This is a genomic window from Microbacterium aurugineum, assembly GCF_023101205.1.
In the GTDB taxonomy this organism is placed as follows: domain Bacteria; phylum Actinomycetota; class Actinomycetes; order Actinomycetales; family Microbacteriaceae; genus Microbacterium; species Microbacterium aurugineum.
In genome coordinates this window covers 575,948-594,366 of record NZ_CP078078.1, presented here as the reverse complement: position 1 = coordinate 594,366, position 18,419 = coordinate 575,948, and the positions used below count along the sequence as shown (strand labels likewise).

Annotated in this window: 17 protein-coding genes and 1 pseudogene; 8 read left to right on the top strand and 10 right to left on the bottom strand. The window is 67.5% G+C overall.

Features of this window, described 5'->3' with window-relative positions:
- Positions 1–44: 44 nt before the first annotated feature.
- Genes KV397_RS02830 through KV397_RS02820 form a run of 3 tightly spaced genes read left to right on the top strand, consistent with a single transcriptional unit; the run spans position 45 to position 2,442 of the window.
- A complete protein-coding gene (locus tag KV397_RS02830) occupies positions 45–848 on the top strand; it encodes a FadR/GntR family transcriptional regulator (RefSeq protein WP_261812123.1) in 804 nt (267 codons plus the stop codon).
- Positions 849–883: 35 nt separating this feature from the next.
- Positions 884–1,624 (top strand): cache domain-containing protein, encoded by a 741-nt coding sequence (locus tag KV397_RS02825; RefSeq protein WP_261812122.1) that lies wholly within the window; start codon positions 884–886, stop codon positions 1,622–1,624.
- Between the two features lie 32 nt (positions 1,625–1,656).
- Positions 1,657–2,442 carry a DNA/RNA non-specific endonuclease gene (locus KV397_RS02820; RefSeq protein ID WP_261812121.1) on the top strand — a complete coding sequence of 262 codons (786 nt, stop codon included), beginning with the start codon at positions 1,657–1,659 and terminating at the stop codon, positions 2,440–2,442.
- A 128-nt stretch (positions 2,443–2,570) separates the two neighbouring features.
- Here KV397_RS02820 and KV397_RS02815 read toward each other — a convergent pair whose 3' ends face one another.
- The 3 genes from KV397_RS02815 to KV397_RS02805 form a co-directional block, all read right to left on the bottom strand.
- Positions 2,571–2,831 (bottom strand): type II toxin-antitoxin system prevent-host-death family antitoxin, encoded by a 261-nt coding sequence (locus KV397_RS02815; RefSeq protein WP_134352170.1) that lies wholly within the window; start codon positions 2,829–2,831, stop codon positions 2,571–2,573.
- 90 nt (positions 2,832–2,921) lie between these two features.
- Positions 2,922–4,010, bottom strand: a complete 1,089-nt coding sequence (locus KV397_RS02810) for an alkene reductase (RefSeq protein WP_261812120.1) — start codon at positions 4,008–4,010, stop codon at positions 2,922–2,924.
- 37 nt (positions 4,011–4,047) lie between these two features.
- Positions 4,048–4,545 (bottom strand): MarR family winged helix-turn-helix transcriptional regulator, encoded by a 498-nt coding sequence (locus KV397_RS02805; RefSeq protein ID WP_261812119.1) that lies wholly within the window; start codon positions 4,543–4,545, stop codon positions 4,048–4,050.
- 53 nt (positions 4,546–4,598) lie between these two features.
- Between KV397_RS02805 and KV397_RS02800 the strand changes: the two genes are divergently transcribed.
- Positions 4,599–4,754: a hypothetical protein gene (locus KV397_RS02800; protein WP_261812118.1), complete on the top strand. Its 156-nt coding sequence runs from the start codon at positions 4,599–4,601 to the stop codon at positions 4,752–4,754.
- Between the two features lie 556 nt (positions 4,755–5,310).
- Here KV397_RS02800 and KV397_RS02795 read toward each other — a convergent pair.
- On the bottom strand, positions 5,311–5,766 hold the full coding sequence (locus KV397_RS02795) for a MarR family winged helix-turn-helix transcriptional regulator (protein ID WP_047524442.1): 456 nt from the start codon (positions 5,764–5,766) through the stop codon (positions 5,311–5,313).
- A gap of 1 nt (position 5,767) precedes the next feature.
- On the bottom strand, positions 5,768–7,480 hold the full coding sequence (locus KV397_RS02790) for a DHA2 family efflux MFS transporter permease subunit (protein WP_131492305.1): 1,713 nt from the start codon (positions 7,478–7,480) through the stop codon (positions 5,768–5,770).
- Positions 7,481–7,586: 106 nt separating this feature from the next.
- Between KV397_RS02790 and KV397_RS02785 the strand changes: the two genes are divergently transcribed.
- Positions 7,587–8,342, top strand: coding sequence for a class I SAM-dependent methyltransferase (locus tag KV397_RS02785; RefSeq protein WP_261812117.1), 756 nt, complete (start codon positions 7,587–7,589; stop codon positions 8,340–8,342).
- A 36-nt stretch (positions 8,343–8,378) separates the two neighbouring features.
- Here KV397_RS02785 and trpS read toward each other — a convergent pair.
- Together trpS and KV397_RS02775 are read right to left on the bottom strand one after the other, a co-directional pair.
- Positions 8,379–9,422 (bottom strand): annotated as a pseudogene (gene trpS / locus KV397_RS02780) (tryptophan--tRNA ligase).
- A gap of 140 nt (positions 9,423–9,562) precedes the next feature.
- Positions 9,563–10,531 (bottom strand): DMT family transporter, encoded by a 969-nt coding sequence (locus KV397_RS02775; RefSeq protein ID WP_248570251.1) that lies wholly within the window; start codon positions 10,529–10,531, stop codon positions 9,563–9,565.
- Positions 10,532–10,565: 34 nt separating this feature from the next.
- On the opposite strand from KV397_RS02775, the gene KV397_RS02770 reads away from it, so the two are divergent.
- Positions 10,566–11,165 (top strand): TetR/AcrR family transcriptional regulator, encoded by a 600-nt coding sequence (locus KV397_RS02770; RefSeq protein ID WP_261812116.1) that lies wholly within the window; start codon positions 10,566–10,568, stop codon positions 11,163–11,165.
- A 65-nt stretch (positions 11,166–11,230) separates the two neighbouring features.
- Positions 11,231–12,121 carry an alpha/beta fold hydrolase gene (locus tag KV397_RS02765; protein ID WP_261812115.1) on the top strand — a complete coding sequence of 297 codons (891 nt, stop codon included), beginning with the start codon at positions 11,231–11,233 and terminating at the stop codon, positions 12,119–12,121.
- A gap of 1 nt (position 12,122) precedes the next feature.
- Here KV397_RS02765 and KV397_RS02760 read toward each other — a convergent pair whose 3' ends face one another.
- Positions 12,123–12,884, bottom strand: coding sequence for a glycosyltransferase family 2 protein (locus KV397_RS02760; RefSeq protein ID WP_131492302.1), 762 nt, complete (start codon positions 12,882–12,884; stop codon positions 12,123–12,125).
- 86 nt (positions 12,885–12,970) lie between these two features.
- On the opposite strand from KV397_RS02760, the gene KV397_RS02755 reads away from it, so the two are divergent.
- Positions 12,971–13,705 (top strand): GDSL-type esterase/lipase family protein, encoded by a 735-nt coding sequence (locus tag KV397_RS02755; RefSeq protein WP_261812114.1) that lies wholly within the window; start codon positions 12,971–12,973, stop codon positions 13,703–13,705.
- On the opposite strand, the gene KV397_RS02750 is transcribed toward KV397_RS02755, so the two are convergent.
- Both KV397_RS02750 and KV397_RS02745 read right to left on the bottom strand, forming a co-directional pair.
- The gene (locus tag KV397_RS02750; protein ID WP_261812113.1) at positions 13,674–14,045 is read right to left on the bottom strand and encodes a hypothetical protein; all 372 of its coding nucleotides are present in this window, start codon (positions 14,043–14,045) and stop codon (positions 13,674–13,676) included. The genes KV397_RS02755 and KV397_RS02750 overlap by 32 nt on opposite strands.
- A 99-nt stretch (positions 14,046–14,144) precedes the next feature.
- The gene (locus KV397_RS02745; RefSeq protein WP_261812112.1) at positions 14,145–18,326 is read right to left on the bottom strand and encodes a PQQ-dependent sugar dehydrogenase; all 4,182 of its coding nucleotides are present in this window, start codon (positions 18,324–18,326) and stop codon (positions 14,145–14,147) included.
- Positions 18,327–18,419 lie beyond the last annotated feature (93 nt).

Genomic DNA, 18,419 nt, shown 5'->3' with positions numbered 1-18,419 from the left:
AGGAACTTCTTGGGTATCGTGATCACGGAAGGGAGAATCGCAGGATGGGATCGAGCTCGACGACGCACCCGACGCACGCCTCTGCGGAGCTCTCCCCCGGACTCGACACAGAGACGGAGCATGCGCAGCCGCATCGACTCCAGGGGGCGTTGTTCCAGCCGATCGGCGACGAAGGCAGGGCGGAACTCGTCGAGCGTCGCCTGGTCGATGCGATCACGCGCGGGCACCTCCGCGCCGGTGAGAGACTCCCATCGGAAGCAGACCTGAGCAAGAGCCTCGGGGTCGCCCCCGTGACGGTACGTGAAGCGCTCCTCGCCCTCCGGGGCCGCGGCCTCGTCGTCACCCGCCGCGGGCGCAACGGAGGCAGCTTCGTCGCCGCGCACGCCGATCCGCTCACCTTCGCCAGAGAGGCCGTGCGCCGCACGTCGCGCCTGGCACTGCGAGACCTCGGTGCCCACTACGCCGCCATCACCGGAGCATGCGTCCGACTCGCGGCGAGGCGCGCCGATCCCAGCGAAACACAGCGGGTGCGTCGCCGGCTGGAGCGGATCGAAGACCTCGACCCCGAAGCACAGCGCCGCCTCCTCGACGACGTGCAGATCGAGATCGTCGCGTTGAGCCAGTCGGCGCGACTCACCCGCGAGCAGATGAAGCTGCAGGCGGAGCTCTCCCCCTTTCTGCGCCTCGTCGCCTACGAGACCGAGAACCTCCGACGGCAGGCCGCTCACCTCGCCGCCGTGATCGACGCCGTGGAGGCCGGAGACCCCGATGCCGCCGGGGCGAGAACCGAGCTCATGGCGGCGGAGACCATCGATGCCCTGATCCGGCTCCAGGCCGCCACCGGCTAGAACACAGCCCCCATCGACGTGCACAGGAGGACGCGATGATGAACACAGCAACCGACACCGCCATCCAGGCCGCAGCGGCGATCGTGGAGGACTACTTCACGGCGCCCGTGCGCACGCTCCTCGACTGGGTGGACCCGTTCGCCGCCCAGGTCTCCGAGGCGAGAGCGACCGGCGCGCTCACCCGTTCGAAGATCGACACGCTCGTGGAACCCCACGCCCTGACGACTCTTGCTTTGCAGGAGAGACCCGTCTACGGAGCAGGATTCATCGCGGCGATCGACCTCCTCACCGACGCGCACAGTCACCTCGCCTGGTGGCAGGGCGAGGATCGGAGACAGCTCGTTCTCGCCTCCCAGTCACTGAACAAGGAGAACATCGACTACAGCGCGCTGGAGTGGTTCCGGGTGCCGATGGCCACCGGAGAGCCGCACGTCGCAGGCCCCTACGTCGACTACCTGTGCAGCGACGAATACACGATCACGATCGCGGTCCCCGCCGAGGTGGACGGTGCGCGCATCGGAGTCGCCGGACTCGACCTGCTGGTGTCGGCCGTCGAACAGGACCTCACTCCGCGTTTCGCCGCACTCGGATGCGAGGTGACCTTGACGAACGGCGTCGGTCGGGTCGTGGTATCGACCGATCCTCGATGGGCCACGGGAGACTCCGTGCGCGGCAGCGGTCTCGCCGCTCTTCCGCGCGTCGGCTGCGAGGGAGTTGCGCTCGACGTGATCGTCGAGCCCGGTGACGAAAGAGGTAGTGCCCTTCGATCCGGATAGCCCTCGTCGGAGGCCCCGTGCACGATAGGAGCATGACTGACGGCTACGACCCGGACTTCCTCGGCACGCCACTGCCACTTCCGCGCCCCGCGCAACCGAGCCGTGAACTTCCCTACCCGCGCTTCACCGTGCTGCTCGACCCCGCACGCAGACTGGCTGCAGTGACGGCGGTCAACATCGACGGTGCCCGGCTCCGGGAACTCCCCCGCACGGGCGAGTGGCGGCTCGATCCCCGCATCCCCGCCAATGAGCAGACGGGGCCGGCGGTCTACGCGCGCAACGATCTCGATCGCGGCCACTTGGTGCGGCGGCGCGACCCGGGCTGGGGCGAGCTCTCCGAGGCGAGGTCGGCGGCGGAGGCGACCTTCTTCTATCCCAACGCCGCACCCCAGGCGGCGGCGTTCAACCAGTCCAAGGAGCTCTGGCTCGGCCTCGAGGATCACGTGCTCGCCTACGCCGAGACCACAGACCAGCGCGTGTCGGTCTTCACCGCACCGATCCTCGCCGACGATGACCCGCCCTACCGGGGTGTCCGGATCCCGCGCCGCTTCTGGAAGATCGCCGCATGGCGCAGCGGAGACGAGCTCGCTGCGGCCGGCTTCGTGCTCGATCAGTCCGCGCTGGTCGACACCCGTGAGACGACACTCGTCGTCCCACCATTGGCGGCGTTCCGCACGTTCCAAGTGCCCATCTCCGACATCGCCACCCTGACCGGGCTCGACCTCGGGCCACTGCTCGCCTCCGACGTGCTCGTGGAGCCGGGAGCACGGGAGACCGGATGGCGACCTCTCGACACGGCCGGTGACATCGCGCTCTGACGACCGTCGTCCGCTCACATCTCGTAGACGTCACGCCGGTGAGCCACCCAGAATGCGGCGACGATTCTGTGGATCCAGCTTGCGGACCTCTTTCGCGGCCGCCGTCGTGAACTCGACCCGATACGCAGTCACGCAACTTCCGAGCGCAGTTCATCCAGCGTGACGCGCTGCCCATCATCGGCCGTGCGCGCCGCGGCGAACTCTGCCGCATCGCGGGCGGCCTCGAGCTCCTCAAGCAGCTCGAGGTCGTCCACACTGATCACCACGGCAGTGAGCTTCCCGTGACGCGTGACGCCCACGCGCTCCGAACCGTAAGCGACGCCCCCGAGGACGTCAGCGAGGCTGTCGCGCAGATCCTTCGATGGGACACTGCGGCTGATCGTGTTCATAACGACGTTATACAACTTATGTACATAAGTTGCGATAAGTGCATTGATTCCGCCCGCTCTCGTTCGTCGACGTCCGCCGGGAACCGTAGGTCAGGCTCCGACGCGCACCGACTCCAGCGACGGGTAGTCGGTGTACCCCTCCGCGGTCCGGCCGTAGAACAGCGCGGGGCGGGGTTCGTTGAGCTCGGAGTCCTGACGCCAGCGCTCGATCAGGTCGGGGTTGGCGATCACCGGACGCCCGGCAGCGACCGCATCGGCGATGCCGTCGGCGACGAGTGCCTCTGCGGCGTCCCGCGTCGTCTCGATCGCGAAGCCGGTGTTGACGATCAGCGGGGCGCCCGCCGTGCGGCGGATGTGCTGCACGAGCTCGCCGGCAGGATCGGCGTTGAGCACGTCGATGAAGGCGAGGCCGAGCGGCGCGAGCCCCTCGGCGACGGCCGTGTAGGTCGCGTGTACGTCGGCGTCGTCCTCTTCCAGCACACCCTGGATGTTGTGCTGCGGCGAGAGACGGATGCCGGTGCGATCGGCTCCGACGGCGGCAGCGACGGCCGACACGACCTCGATCGCGAAGCGTGCCCGGTTCTCGGGAGACCCGCCGTACGCGTCGTCGCGGACGTTCGACACGGGCGAGAGGAACTCGTGCACCAGGTAGCCGTTGGCACCGTGCACCTCGACGCCGTCGAAGCCGGCGGCGATCGCGTTACGTGCGGCCTGAGCGAACTGCTCGACGACCTCGGGGATCTCCTCCAGCGTGAGGGCGTGGGCGATGGGCAGATCGGCCTTGCCTTCGGGCGTGTGGGTCTGTCCCGGTGCGGCGAGCGCGCTCGGAGCGACGACCCGGGGCTCCCCCGAGATCGCGGGGTGACCCACACGACCGCCGTGCATGAGCTGCATCACGATCGTTCCTCCCTCGGCGTGGACCGCCGCGGTGATCGACTTCCACGCCTCGATCTGTGCGGGCGTGACGATGCCCGGCTGTCCGGAGTAGGACTTGCCTTCAAGAGCCGGCCAGACACCTTCGGAGATGATCAGTCCCTGCCCTGCGCGCTGTCGGTAATACTCCGCCATCGTCGCGGTCGGCACACCGTCGTCATCGGCACGCGTGCGGGTGAGCGGCGCCATGACGACGCGATTGGTCAGCGGGAGCGCGCCGAAGCGGGCGGGTTCGTAGAGATTCACAGTGGGAGGTAAGGCCCGGAGCGCTCCCCGTATTCCCTCAGTTCCCGCCGAGCGCCGCGAGCAGGTCGGCGAAGTGGTCGAGGTCGGCTGCCGTCCACCTGCGCAGCCGCTCCCCGATGCGCCCCTCGTACTGCGACCGCGCGAGCGCGACCCGCTCCTGGGCGAGGTCGGTGGCCACGAGGACGCGCGCCCGGCCGTCCTCCGGATCCGGGATGCTCTCGACGAGTCCCAGCTGTTCGAGCTGGCGTACCTGGCGACTCACAGCCGACTTGTCGGTCTGCAGGCGTTCGATGATCGCCCCGGCCGAGGTCGCCTTGCCCGTCGCGATGGAGGTGAGCACTTGGTAGCCGAGGGGCTGCAGGTCGGGGTGCACGGTGGCCGCGGCCTCACGCCAGCTCACCCGGATCCGTGCGAAGAGACGCCCGAGTTCCTGTTCGACCCGGGTGATGGCGTGATCGATCTCCGCGTCCCCCAACAGTTCCGCGTCGGCGTCGGATGCGGGGGTCTCGGCGGGGGCGTCGGAGGAGGCGCTCATGCTCGCCAGTGTACGGCGAAGGGGGTGGCCAGCTGCTGCGCTACTGTCCCACCATGAGCATTGCTCGTCACCTGCGCCGCAGCATCGCAGCAGCGGCCACCGCCGCTGTCACGGCGCTCGCGCTCACCGCGGGCTCGCCCAGTTCCCCATCACCGGATGAAGACCCTGCGGACGATGGGCCTGCCGCACCGGCACGTGACGGTCTGTAGTCGCGCCGCGAGGGCGACGTCGGTGCCGGTTGAGGACGTTCGAGGGGCGGAGCGGCCCGGAGGTCAGTGCTACATTCCGTTCATGAGGGTGTGGATTGTGCACTTGGAAGATACTCCTGGTTTCATCGGTGTTTTCGATGTCGAAGATGACGCGTACGAATTCCAGGACAAATACGCGGCTGATAGCGGACTCCCAGTTCTGCTTACGCCTGTTGCGGTGCCCTATCGGGCCACGGGACTAGATGCGGCTCTCTATTCGGAGTAAACACGACAGAGCGCGCAACACGCGTCAAGCGGTGCGTGCGATCACCCTGGATACGCAAGAACGAGCGGCATGCTGTAGCTCGTGAGGCGGGGTGAGGTCCCCTATTGATGGGTTCGCCGCACCAACGCAGCCAGAATCCGATCCTTCACAAGGTGAAGCTCGCCACGGGCATATCGGATCTGGATGTGACCGTCGATGTCGGGTACGGGCCGCGAGCCCCCGCCACGGACTGCACGAGAACGCCAGTGTACGGCGAAGCCCCGCTGTCGATCGTGACAGCGGGGCTTCGTCTCACACTTCTGCGAGCAGCCGGAAGACCTTGGACGCGGCGCGGATCTCCTCGGGGGTGAGCTCATCGATCACGGCTTGGAGGCGGGAGCCGTACTCGCGGCGGACCTCCGCGAGCGCCGCACCCGCACCGGCCGTGACCGTCAGCACCCGGAGTCGTCCGTCGCGCTCATCCGGTCGTGACTCCAGAAGCGCCAGCTCCTCCAGCATCCGCACCTGGCGACTGATGACCGATTTATCCATCTCGAACCGGTCTGCGAGCTCGTGCGCGTTGGCCGTACCCGCTCGATCGATGAACGTCAGCAGCTTGTAGCCGGCGACCTGCAGCTCGGGGTGGACCCGAGCTGCAGATTCCTTCCACAGCGACCTGGTCCGCGCGAAGATGAGGTTCAGATGCGCTTGCAGGTCGCCGAGCGCACTGTCGACATCCGTCGAGGCGACCGCTCCCGGGGACGACATGTCAGCGCTCCTGGTCCCGATCTTCGCGTTCGAGCACTCCCACCGAACCGGTCTTCGGAGTCGCGGACTCCCCGCCGTCGATCCGGATGGCTCCGGTCGAGAGCGAGGCGCCGACCTCGGCCTCGGAGACCTCGATCACCGACTCCTCCGCCTGCTCGAGCATCTGCTCCGCGGCGTTCTTCGTCGACAGCGGCTTGTTCTTGATGAACGCGATGGCGACGATGGCGATCACGGCGAGCGGAATCGCGACGATGAAGGCGTCGGCGATGCCATGACCGTAGGCGCTCTCGACGATCGAGCGGATCGTGTCCGGCAGCTGCCCGACCTTCGGGACGTCACCCGAGGCGAGGTGCTTCAAGGCGTCGACCTCTTCTTGCGAGGTCGGCGTGAAGCCGGCGAGCCCGTCCGTGACGTACGTGCCGACGCTGGTGGACAGGAGCGAGCCCATCACGGTCACGCCGATGGTGCCCGCGATCGTGCGGAAGAAGTTCACGTTCGACGAGGCGGCCCCCAGCTGCTGCGGGGCGGTGTCGTTCTGCACGATGAGCGTGAGGTTCTGCATGACCATGCCGAGTCCGGCACCGAGGACGAACATGTACACGGCGACCAGCGGGAACGGGGTGTCGTAGCGCAGCGTGGACATCAGGCTGACGCCCACGGTCGCCAGGACCGAACCGGTCAGCATCCACCCCTTCCACTTGCCGAACCGGCTCACGAGCTGGCCGATGATGATCGACGCGCCCATCTGACCGATGATCATCGGGATGGTCATGAGACCCGACTCGGTGGGCGTGGCGCCCCGAGCGAGCTGGAAGTACTGCGCGAGGAACACCGAGGTGGCGAACATCGAGACGCCGATCGCGATCGACGCGACGACCGACAGCGTGAAGGTGCGATTGCGGAACAGCGACATCGGCACGATCGGTTCCTTGACGAAGAACTCGACCGTGATGAATGCGGCGATGGCGACGCCGGCCGTGACGGCGAGCATGATGCTGGTCGAGGAGTCCCAGTCGAACTGGTTGCCGCCCATCGAGACCCAGATGAGCAGGGTCGAGACACCGACCGCGAGCAGCACGATGCCGAAGTAGTCGATCGACACCTTCGAGTCGCGCTGCGGCTTGGGCAGGTGCAGGGTGAACTGCAGCAGCACGAGGGCCAGGATCGCGAAGGGCACGCCGACGAAGAAGTTGGAGCGCCAGCCCCACACGTCGGTGAGGAGTCCGCCGAGCAGCGGGCCGCCGATGGTGCCGAGGGCCATGATGCCACCGACGACGCCCATGTACTTGCCGCGCTCACGCGGGGAGATGATGAGAGCCACCGCGATCATGACCAGCGACATCAGGCCGCCGACACCGATTCCCTGGACGACGCGGACGGCGATGAGCATGTTCGTGTCGGTCGAGAAGCCGGCGATCACGGTGCCGACGGTGAAGAGGATGAGGGAGATCTGGACGAGCACCTTGCGGTCGACCAGGTCGGCCAGCTTGCCCCAGATCGGGGTCGAGACCGCGGTCGCCAGCAGGCTCGCCGTGATCACCCAGGTGTACTGCGACTGCGTGCCGCCGAGGTCGGCGATGATGACCGGCATCGAGGTCGACACGACCGTGCCGGAGAGCACGGCGACGAACATGCCGACGACGAGCCCGGAGATCGCGGTGAAGACTTCGCGTGCCGAGCGTGTCTCGGATACTGCGGATGGGGTGTGTGCCAAGGGGAAATGCTCCTGCGTAGAAAGTTGATCGAGGTCAACCATACGCCTTTAGTTGCTAAAGTGCAACTAAAGACTCCGGTGGGGTGGTCGCTGAGAGAATCGATCCATGACCGATTCCTTCGAGGCACTGATCGAAGCCGGAAGGACCGCCGACGTGACCGGATGGGACTTCGGCTGGCTGGACGGAAGAGCCACCGAGGAGAGACCTCCGTGGGGCTACGCCCGTCTCCTGTCCGAGCGCCTCGGCGGTGCGTCCGCGTCGCTCGACATCCAGACCGGCGGCGGGGAGGTTCTCGCCGAGGCCGCGGCCTTCCCGCCCGCCGCCGTGGCGACCGAGTCCTGGCCACCGAACGTGCGTCGCGCGACGCGGCTCCTGCATCCCCGTGGTGTGGTGGTCGTCGCGGACCCCGACGAGCCGCCACTACCGTTCGGCGATGAAGCCTTCGACCTCGTCACCAGCAGGCATCCGGCGACGATCTGGTGGTCGGAGATCGCGCGGGTGCTGACGCCGGGCGGAACCTACTTCGCACAGCACGTCGGGCGAGCGAGCGCGTTCGAGCTGATCGAGTTCTTCCTGGGCCCCCAGCCGGAAGCGCGCCGCGGACGCCACCCCGACGACGAGGCCGACGCCGCACGGGCTGCGGGGCTCGAGGTCATCGATCTGCGAACCGTGAGGCTTCGCATCGAGATCCACGACGTCGCCGCGGCGGTCTACCTGCTCCGCAAGGTGATCTGGTGGGTGCCCGGGTTCACGGTCGAGAACAGTCTCGACCGGCTCCGTGACCTGCACGACAGGATCCAGGCCGACGGACCGTTCGTCGCGCATTCGACGCGTCACCTGATCGAGGCCCGACGCCCGTAGCGGCGCCCCGGGGCTCGGGGCTCGCGACTCGACGCCTCAGCAGTACACGGTCCCCATCGCCTCGCGCACCTCGTCCAAAGTCGCTTCCGCCTCCGCATTCGCACGCTCGTTCCCGCGGCGCAGGACCGAGCGCACCAGCTCGCCATCTGCGGCAAGACTCCGCCGGCGCTCACGCATCGGCGCCAGGAAGTCGTTCACCGCCGCGGCGGTCACGGTCTTCAGCGCGTTGCTTCCCGCGTCACCGACGTCGTCCGCGAGCTCGGCGGGCGTGACATCCAGGCACAGCGCAGCCGTCGTCAGCAATGCGGAGACACCGGGACGCGCTTCGGGATCGAACGTGATCCGCCGTTCCTGATCCGTCCGTGTTCGGCGGATCGCCGCGACGGTCTCCTCCGGTGTCATCGAGAGGGAGATCGCGTTGCCGTAGCTCTTCGACATCTTCCGTCCGTCCAACCCCGGCACCTCCGGTGTCGCCGTGACGAGCGCATCCGGCACGGGGAAGAGCTCGCCGTAGCGCTCGTTGAACCGTCGGGCGATGACCCGGGTCATCTCGACGTGCGGCAGGTTGTCCTTCCCGACCGGAACGAGGTTGCCCTTGCAGAAGAGGATGTCGGCCGCCTGGTGCACCGGATACGTCAGCAGCAGCCCGCTCAGCGCGCGACCGGACGCCGCGTACTCCGACTTGACCGTGGGGTTCCTGTGCAGTTCCGCCTCGGTGACGAGACTGAGGAACGGCAGCAGCAGCTGATTCAGAGCAGGGATCGAGGAGTGCGTGAAGATCGTGGTGCGCTCCGGGTCGATTCCGGCGGCGAGGTAGTCGAGCACGGCACCGTGAACGTTCTCACGGACGTTGTCCGTCGTATCGCGGTCGGTGATGACCTGGTAGTCGGCGAGCACGAGAAACATCTCGACTCCGGCTTGTTGCAGCCGGACGCGCTCCCGTATCGTCCCGAAGTAGTGCCCCAGGTGCAGCGGTCCGGTCGGCCGCTCCCCCGTGAGCACTCGGAACCGCTACGGGTGTCGGTCCACGGCGGCCGCGACCTCCGCCGAGCGCTGCGCCGTCGCAATGAAGGACTCCATCGTTCTTTCTCCCATCGATAGGGAGCCACACGGAGTCCTCGCGTGCTGCCACGAGCTGCCGTGCAGCCCGTGAACACACTTCAACCGGCTGCTAGCGCAGCCACCACCATGCGGAGCGATTGAAGTTCATGGAGTCGATGCTATCGCGCAGCCTCGCCAGCTCCACGCCTCGGCCGCATTCTCACCCGGACGGACCCGTGATCGACAGCACCTGCGGGCCGAGCCTCGCCGACGAGCACCGCCGCCACGCCCACCGCGCAGAGGAGGAAGCCGAGGAGCGTCACGATCGTCAGCGGCTCACCGAGAAGGACGGCACCCGCGAGTGCCGTCGTCGGCGCGATCAGGAAGAGCAGGGCGTTCAGCGCCGTGATGCCAACCCGACGTAGCAGCCACCAATACAAGCCATACGCCGCAAGTGTCGGGAACACAGCCGCGAATCCGGCGGCGAGCCAGAAAGAGGCGGATGACGGCGGTGCGAGCGCCTCGAAAGCCGCAGCGACCGGCACGAGCACCGCGGCAGTGACCGTCACGTGGATGGTCAAGGCGACGAGGGTGCCCGTCCGTGGTCGGGACCGACGCTGGAGGAACGTGCCGATGATGAGGCAGGCCATCGCCGTCACAGGCCACAGGAGCGCGGCCGGATGCGCGACGGAGTCGTCAAGCTGCGAGCGCACGATCAGGAGGACCCCGACCGCGCCGACCAGGAGTCCGGCCCACTGCGCCGCGCGCACCCTCAACCCGAGCAGTGGGCCGACGAGGACCGCGACGATGAGCGGCTGCACGGCATCGATCAGGGCAGTGGTACCGGTAGCGACACCGGAGGCGATCGCTCCGTAGACGGCGACGCAATAGCCGAACTGGGCGAACAGGCCGATGAGCGCCTGACGCCTCACATCGGCCGCGGAGACACCCCGTGCCGCACCGGTGAACCCGACCACGGCCAACAGGATCACAGCGAGAGGCACGAACCTCCACACCAGCAGTGTCAACGGCGAGACTTCCACCGCGGCGAGCGCGGGCACGAGGAAGCCGGAGCTCCAGGTCACGACGAACGCCACGGAGGCCGCGACCGTCACACCGATGTGAAGTATACCGATCTGTTTACTCACCTGCTCGACTATACAGGTTGGTATACTCGGTGTCATGGCCGTCCCCATCCCTGAGCTCGCTCCCCTCACACCGGGTGCCACCCGCGTGCTCGACGCCGCATCAGCGCTCTTCTACGAACGCGGCATCCACGCCGTCGGAGTCGACACGATCGCGGAAGCCGCCGGCGTCACGAAGAAGACGCTCTACGACCGGTTCGGTTCGAAAGAAGTCCTGGTCGTCTCCTACCTGCAACACCGCGATGCGCGCTGGCGCGCCCACGTCGCCGAGCACCTCGCTCGCGTCCCGGATCCGGGCGCGGATCGCGTCCTGGCTATCTTCGACGCCGCGATCTCCTGGTCGGACGCCAACAGCCCGAAGGGGTGCAGCGCGATCAACGCGCGCGCAGAGATCGGCGACGGCCACGACGGCCACCCCGTCTTCCCCGAGGTCGCTCGGCAGAAGAGCTGGTTGCTCGAACTCTTCGCCGAACTGTGCGAGGAAGCGGGCGTCTCGAACCCGGAGAAGATATCGCAGGCCATGATGCTGCTCTACGAGGGGGCGATCGTCACGGTCGGCATGGAGACCTTCGATCGACCATGGGACTCGGCCCGCAACCTCGCCCGGATGATGCTGGAGCAGGACCGGGCACACTGACCGGCCCGCGCATCTCCCGGCGCGCGCTCCGCCCGCGCACCGGAGCGCGGGAGTACCGTGTCAGCGTGTCGACGGATTCGCGAAGTGAGCGGGCAGCCGGATCCGCCGCCGCGCTCGATGCCGCGATCGGTGACATCGATTGGACGATTCCGCCCGCCGGCTCAGTGAGGTCGTGGTTCTCGGCGCCGAGCGGTGAGCTGGCCGTCGTGTCGCTCGGTGATCCGACGCACCCTCGTGCGGTCCTGGTGCCGGGTGCGACGGGATCCAAAGAGGATTTCGCGCTGATGCTGCCACTTCTGGCACAGGCCGGATACTTCGTGCAGTCCTTCGACCTTGCCGGCCAGTACGAATCGCATGCCGCCGGCGCGGACCGGGCTTACACGTACGACCTGTTCATCGACGACCTCGTCGCGTTCCTCGAAGCAGGCGCCCCGGCCCATCTGCTGGGCTATTCGTTCGCGGGCACGATCGCGCAGTCCGTGGCGATCCGCCGCCCTGAGCTCGTCCTCTCGCTCGCCCTTCTCACGACTCCCCCGGGCGCCGGCAACGTCTTCGCCACCATGAAGTGGTTGGGTCCGATCGCCCCGATCGCGAGCCCGCGGCGCGGCGCCGGCCTGATGATCTGGGGCATCGTGACGAACAAGAACCGCGTGCCACCCCGGCGGCTCGAGTTCGTGCGCTCCCGGTTCGCCCTCACACGGAGGCGCAGCGTCGACGAGATCATCGGGCTGATGATGGCGACGCCCGACCTGCGCAGCAGCGTGCGCGCACTCCCGGTGCCCAAACTCGTCGTCGCCGGCGCGCACGACCTGTGGCCGCTGGCCGCCCACCAGAGGTTCGCCCGCGACATCGATGCGGATTTCCGTGCTTATGCGACAGGGCACAGCCCGAGCGAGACCACTCCGCACCAGCTGACGGCGGATCTACTCGACCTGTACGCTCGCGCCCGCGGCTGACTCACCGGCCGCGCGCCGACGACTCCTCCCGCCGCCGGGCCTGCCGTCGCCGATACAGCGGCTCCTGCGGCAGATGCAGCCACACGGTCGGAAGCACGTAGCTCAGCCGACGTCGAAGCGAAGCCCAGTCCTGGAACGGCCGCGCCGAGACCTCGACGACGAGACGACGATCACGCAGCACGGTCATCCCGGGTCGGATGTGGAACGACAGGTCGAAGTCGTCGTGGATGTTCTGCGGCTCGCGGTGCACCTCACCGCTCAGGATCCGCCAGGTCTCGGCCCGCATGGCCATGTTTGAGCCGAAGAGGGGCGCGTGTCCGAGCAGCGGAGTGAGGGCGGCGTACATGCCACCGATGTAGAGGCGTTCTCCCACCCAGTGCACGAGCGGCGTCGAGCCGTAGAAGCGCGGGTCGCCTGTGACGAAGTCGAGGTCGTCCCGTTCGCGGAACGTCCGCTCGATCCGCTCGATCCAGTCCGGTCCGGGGCGGGAATCAGCGTCCAGGCGCGCGATGATGTCGCACGACGCCGCGTCATAGCCGGCCGACGAGGCGCGAGGGATCCCCTGCACGGGTTCCGACACGACTCGCGCTCCGTGCCGTTCGGCGACCGCAACGGTGTCATCCGTACTGCCGTTGTCGACGACGATGACCTCATCGGCTCTGCGCGTCTGCCGCTCCAGGGCGCGGAGACACTGTTCCAGGAGGAGGGCGTCGTTGCGCACCGGGATGACGACGGAGACGGAACGAGGGAACACGGTCGTCATCGCTCTCCTGTTCTGCACGTCTCAGCACTCAGTGACAGTCTCCCTTCCTTCCCCCGCAGGTACGGGGATTGAGAGAGGATGGACGGATGATCCGTCCCGTGCTGTCCGACGCGCGCCGGAGGATCCTCACGGCCGCTGCGAGCGTCGCCCTCCTGGTGGGCACCATCGCTGTGATGTATCGAAGGATCATGTATCCGCCGGTCCCCCGCCTCGGAGAAGACCGGATCCGAGTCGCAGCCGTCGGCGACAGCAACACCTACGGCGCGGGCGTGCTGTTCCGAGGCCGTGCGCGGCGCGCGTACCCCGGCCGCCTCCAGCGGATCCTCGGCGACCGGTATCAGGTGCTCAACTACGGCGTGAACCGGCGCACCCTGCAACGCGACGGCGACTGGCCGTACGACGAGACTCCGCACGCCGCAGCATCGCTCGCGTCCCAGCCCGACATCGCGCTCATCATGCTCGGCTCGAACGACGCGCGCGGCGACAACTGGAATCCGGAACGATACGCGTCGGAGCTGGCCGACTTCGCCGAACGCTACCGCGCACGGGGAGCGACCGTGTTCCTCCTGACGCCACCCGTCGCCTTCGAGAACCGCCGCGGCGTCGATGAGCGGATCATCGCGAGCGAGGTCGCCCCGCTGGTGCGACGCGTGGCGAGCGACCTCCACATCGACCTGATCGACGTCTTCGAGGTCACCGCCCGGACCGTGACGAGCCACCGCGACGGCATCCACCTCGGCGCCCGCTCCAGCGCGCTCGTCGCCGCCACGGTCGCCGGCGCGATCCGGCTCAGCCGCAGAACGCCGACGCCGACTCCTTGAGCTGCTCGACCGCTTCGATGGTCTCGGGTGCCCGCAGATCGGTCATCCCGCTGATCTTCTCGGCGCCGGAGCGGATGGCATCGCCCAGCGCCCCGTCGACGCCGTCCGCGAGCCCGTCGAGCGACGCGACCAGTTGATCCCGCGCCGCATCCGCCTGCTCCGCCGACACCTCGCCCTGCTCGAGCAGCGCCTGGTACTGACCGTAGGCGTCGTCGATCGTCGCGCACGTCACCTGCACGTCGACGCCGAGAGCATCACCGGCCAGCTGCGTGACCTGCGAGCATCCGGCGACGAGGAATCCGGCAGCGAGCACGAGGGGCAGAACGAGGAGACGGCGCATGTGACTGAGGGTAGTCGGGGATGCTGGGGCGGGCATGGGAGCAGGGTTCCGGCAGTCGGCGGATGCGGGGCGCTGGGCACCCCGCATCCGCCGACGCGACTACCCGGCCGTCACGGTGAAGCGGACCGTCGTCGCGTTGCCCGCGACGTCGTACACGACCAGCGTGTTCGCCCCTTCCACCGCACCGAAAGCACCCGGCTTCACGGCATTGAGATCGGACCACGCGTTGTCCGTCAGATCCTTCGCCACCCCGTTGAGGGTCAGGCGATCCACCTTCCCGGCATCGTGGAGCTTGAAAGACACCAGACTGTACGTGCCGTTCGCGCCGACCGTGAAGGAGCCGCCCGTTTTGACCGTGACCGTGGGAGCCGTCGCATCGAGGGTGAAGCGGACGGTCGTCGCGTTGCCCGCGACGTCGTACACGACCAGCGTGTTCGCGCCTTCCACCGCGCCGAAGGCACCGGGCACCACCGCGTTCAGATCGGACCAGGCGTTGTTCGTCAGATCCTTCTCGACGCCGTTGAGCGTCAACCGGTCGACCTTTCCGTCATCGTGGAGCGTGAACGACACCTTGCTGTAGACGCCGTCCCTCCCCACGGTGAACGTCGCGCCGCTCTTCACGGTCGCCGTGGGCGCGGTGGTGTCCGTCGCCGCCATGGTGACCGACAGATCACGGAGGCGTCCGAAGTTGTCGAATGAGCCGAAGCCCACACGCCCCTCGGTGAACGTCTTGTCGTTCGCCGTCATCAGCGGTGTGTCGATCCCGTCCACGAAGACGGCGATGTCACCGCTGTCCGCGCATCGGAGCAGCCGCACCTCGTGCCACTCCTCGTCGGTGACAGCCGGTGGCGCTCCGACCGTTCCATCCCACTGGTCGTCGATCCGCTCGCGGTCGGCACCATTGACCTTGAAGATGCCGTTGTGGGCATAGATGGAGTTGTCCTGCGAGAGGTGCGCGTAGTAGTACTCCGTGTCGGACTTCCACCCGAAGACGATGATCACATCGCGGTTGTTGACCGACGCCTTCTCGTCGAGGCGCACCTGGCCGGTGAGATCGAACGAACCGAGCTCCGGGCCCTCGGTGAGCACGGCGTACTCGAACGGACGGCGGATCCCGTCGTTCGGGTTCGTACCCGCTTCCGTGAGGATGACCTGGTCACCGGGGAAGTCCCACTTGGCCGGGGTCTTCGGCTCCCAGTCATCCTGCGACATCACATCGGTGATGACGGTGCCGTCCGGCGTGCAGGTCGGCGGCGTCGGAGGCTCGACCTCCGGCACGTCGTACAGCGCATACTGCGCGGCCACCTGCTCGGCCGTGGGCACTGTGTCGAGCAACATGATGTCGTCCATCCGTCCGTTGAACGGATTGGCCTCTCGGGTGTTCTGCGGGAAGCTCCCGCCGATCTTGATGCCCGCAGGCGCGGTGTCGGACGTGGAGCCCTCACCCCACGGATTGGCTGCGGTGTACTTCCCCGCGAGCTCCTCGCCGTTCATGAAGAGCTTCATCTCGCCCTTGCCGAAGTCGAAGGTCGCCGCCAAATGCACCCATCGCCCCTTCTTGAGGATCTCGTTCCAGGGCAGATCGGCCGCGAACGTCCACGAGCCGGCACCGTCGACGCGTCGCCCGAGCGCGACGAGCTTGAGCTCGCCCCCGACCGTGATGACCTCGAGCAACGCGCGCACCGCGTGTCCGTCCGACGTTCCGGTGAGCACCCCCGCGAGACCGATCGCGTTGTACACGTCGTCCGGATTCGTCGTGCCCGAGTTCAGCGCCGGGTGATCGCCGGTGGGCTTGAACCAGCCCATGACGGACGCCTTGTCCGTGCCGGCGAACCTGTCCAGCGACTCGACACCGTCGGCGTCGTAGATGCCCGCCTTCCAGTCGTCGTTCGACGCCGTCCGCGGACTCATCTGCTGCGTCTGCAGCGCCTCGCCCGCGCCCGGATAGGCACGATCGGCGACCCGCATCTCGATTCCGCCGTTGATCAGGGAGATGTCGGTACCGGAGCGACCCTGATCGGTCTCGATGGTCGGCTTCGCCGCGTCGGGGTGATCGAAGTCGTAGTGCGTGACGAGGTTCGGAGCGAGCGCCGGGAGCACGAACGGTGACGAGGGCTCGTCGACGGTCCGCGCACCGGTGACCTTCCAGATCTTCCCGTTCGCCTTCGACACGAGGTAGAGCTCGCCGTCGGCGTCGGAGCCGAATCGCAGATCGACGCGCTTGTCGCCGACCAGGTCCTGGAACGTCGTCTCCTCGCCGTCTGCGAACACCCGCAGCTCCTCGATCGTGGCGAGGTCACCGATGTCGCCGTCGTTGCGGATCATCTCCTCCGCATCGGTGGAGAGCACCCACCCGCGCACCAGATCGGTGAAGAGGTAGCGCCCCTGCAGCTCCGCGATCTCGCCGCGGTAGACGAATCCGCCGTTCACAGCCACTCCCGCGTCGCCGGTCTGACCGGGATCGCGATTGTGATCGTAGGCCGCGACGGGATAGGTGAAGCCGTTCTCCGCATCGTCCTCCGGAAGCGGGAAGATCTGCCGGTTGTCGGCCACGAAGGATCCCTCGCGAACAGACCAACCGAAGTTGTCCCCGGGTTCGACCGCGTAGATCGACTCGACCTGCCATTCGCCGATGTGGGCGAGGTACATCGTGTGGTCGCCCTCGGGGTCCCAGCTGATGCGGTGGGGGTCCCGCATGCCGACGGCGAAGATCTCCGGAAGGGCATCCGACTCGTCGACGAACGGGTTGTCCGTCGGCACACCGTATTCGCCGTTCGCGCTGTCGCCGCCGGTCGGGTCCACCCGGAGGATCTTGCCCTGCGGTGTGGCGAGGTCTTGCGGATTGCCGTTGCCGACCCCGTTGCCGCCGTCGCCCACGAGCACGTACAGGTTGCCGTAGTCGGCGTCACCGGCCGAGACGGTCGGGTTGAAGGCGATCTGCTGCACGGTGTGGACACGACCGGCGAACGGGATCCTCATCACCTCGCGGTGCGTGCCCGCGAAGGTCTCCGCAGACGGGTCGTCGGCCTTCCACTCGGTGATCACGCTGTGGAAGGCGGTGTTCCCGAAGGCGGGGAAGTCGGGAGTGTCCTCCGTGAGAGCCGATCCGCCCTCAGTGTGCACCGTGTAGAAGAGCCCGTTCTCGGCGAAGTCGGGGTGGAACTCCGCCGATCCCAGACCGGTGCCGAGGCCTGCGCTGTTGTGGAAATTGTCGATGAACTCGTCGCGGACGTTGAGGTAGGGAACGTACTCGCCCGACTCCTTGTCGACCAGGTACAGGATGTCGTTGTTGTCCGGCACCATCAGCCGACCGGAGCCGTCGGGCACCTCGTCGAGGTGCGTGATCCGGTTGTGGCGCACGAGGCGCTGGTCCTGCGTGGCCGGGGTCGTGTGCGACTCCGGCAGCTGCGCCAGCTCGGTCACCTCGATTCCGAGGTCGGCGAGCGCGGGATCGGGGAGCGGGTTGAGCAGGGGTTCGGTCGCGGTGCCTCCGGGTGCACAGTCACCCGGGTTCCCGGTGGCGATCGCGAGGTTCTCCCCCGTGGTGTCGACGGCCACGTCGTCGAGCAGCAGTCGTCCTGTGCTCGATGCGCCGTTCTTCCAGAAGAATCGATCGAGTGCGCCGTTCACCGCCTGACGGAAGCCGAACTGCTGCTCGGTGCCTTCGGGCAGCCGGGTCCTCTCTTCGTACGCACCGCCCTGGCTGTAAACGGTGACCTTGTCGGTCGCATTGTCGGCGACGATCCAGACGCACTGCCAGGCGTCACGAGACCAGACACCGGCAGATTTGAACGCTCCGCCGTCACGCACCCGAAGGATGTCGTCGTTCTGATTGTTCACGTAGGCCCGGCTGTGCACGTAGTCGTTCGGCGCGTCCACATCGGTGAGGCCGAACGAGGTGTCCACGCTCCCGGTGCGCAGGAACCGGAAGAACAACGTGCCGGTCTCTCCCTGTGCGATCGCGGGGATCTCTCGGTACGACTGCTGCCCTCCGCCGACGGATTCGACGACCTGGTTGTTGCCGTTCAACGGGTCGGCGACCACGCGCGGGGCCGTCGAGGCCACCCACCCGTCCTGCCCGTTCAATGCGACCCGCTCGTATGCCTCGAAGTCGATCAGCTCGGTGAAGGGTTCCGCGGCGGCCGCAGGCACCGCCGTCAACAGGGCTCCGACCACGGTCGCCGCGGCCACCACGGCTGCAGACCGTCGAAGTCGTCGGGAGCGCGGGGGCGCATCCCCTCGGGTCTCGCGGTTCGCCGGTCGCAGGGTTCGTTCGTGCATCACAGACCTCTCAACGTCATCGTCGTGCGGTGTCGTGCCGATAAGTACCGTGCGTCTCCTCCGGGGCGGCACTGCAGCGGAGGAGCAGGAGAG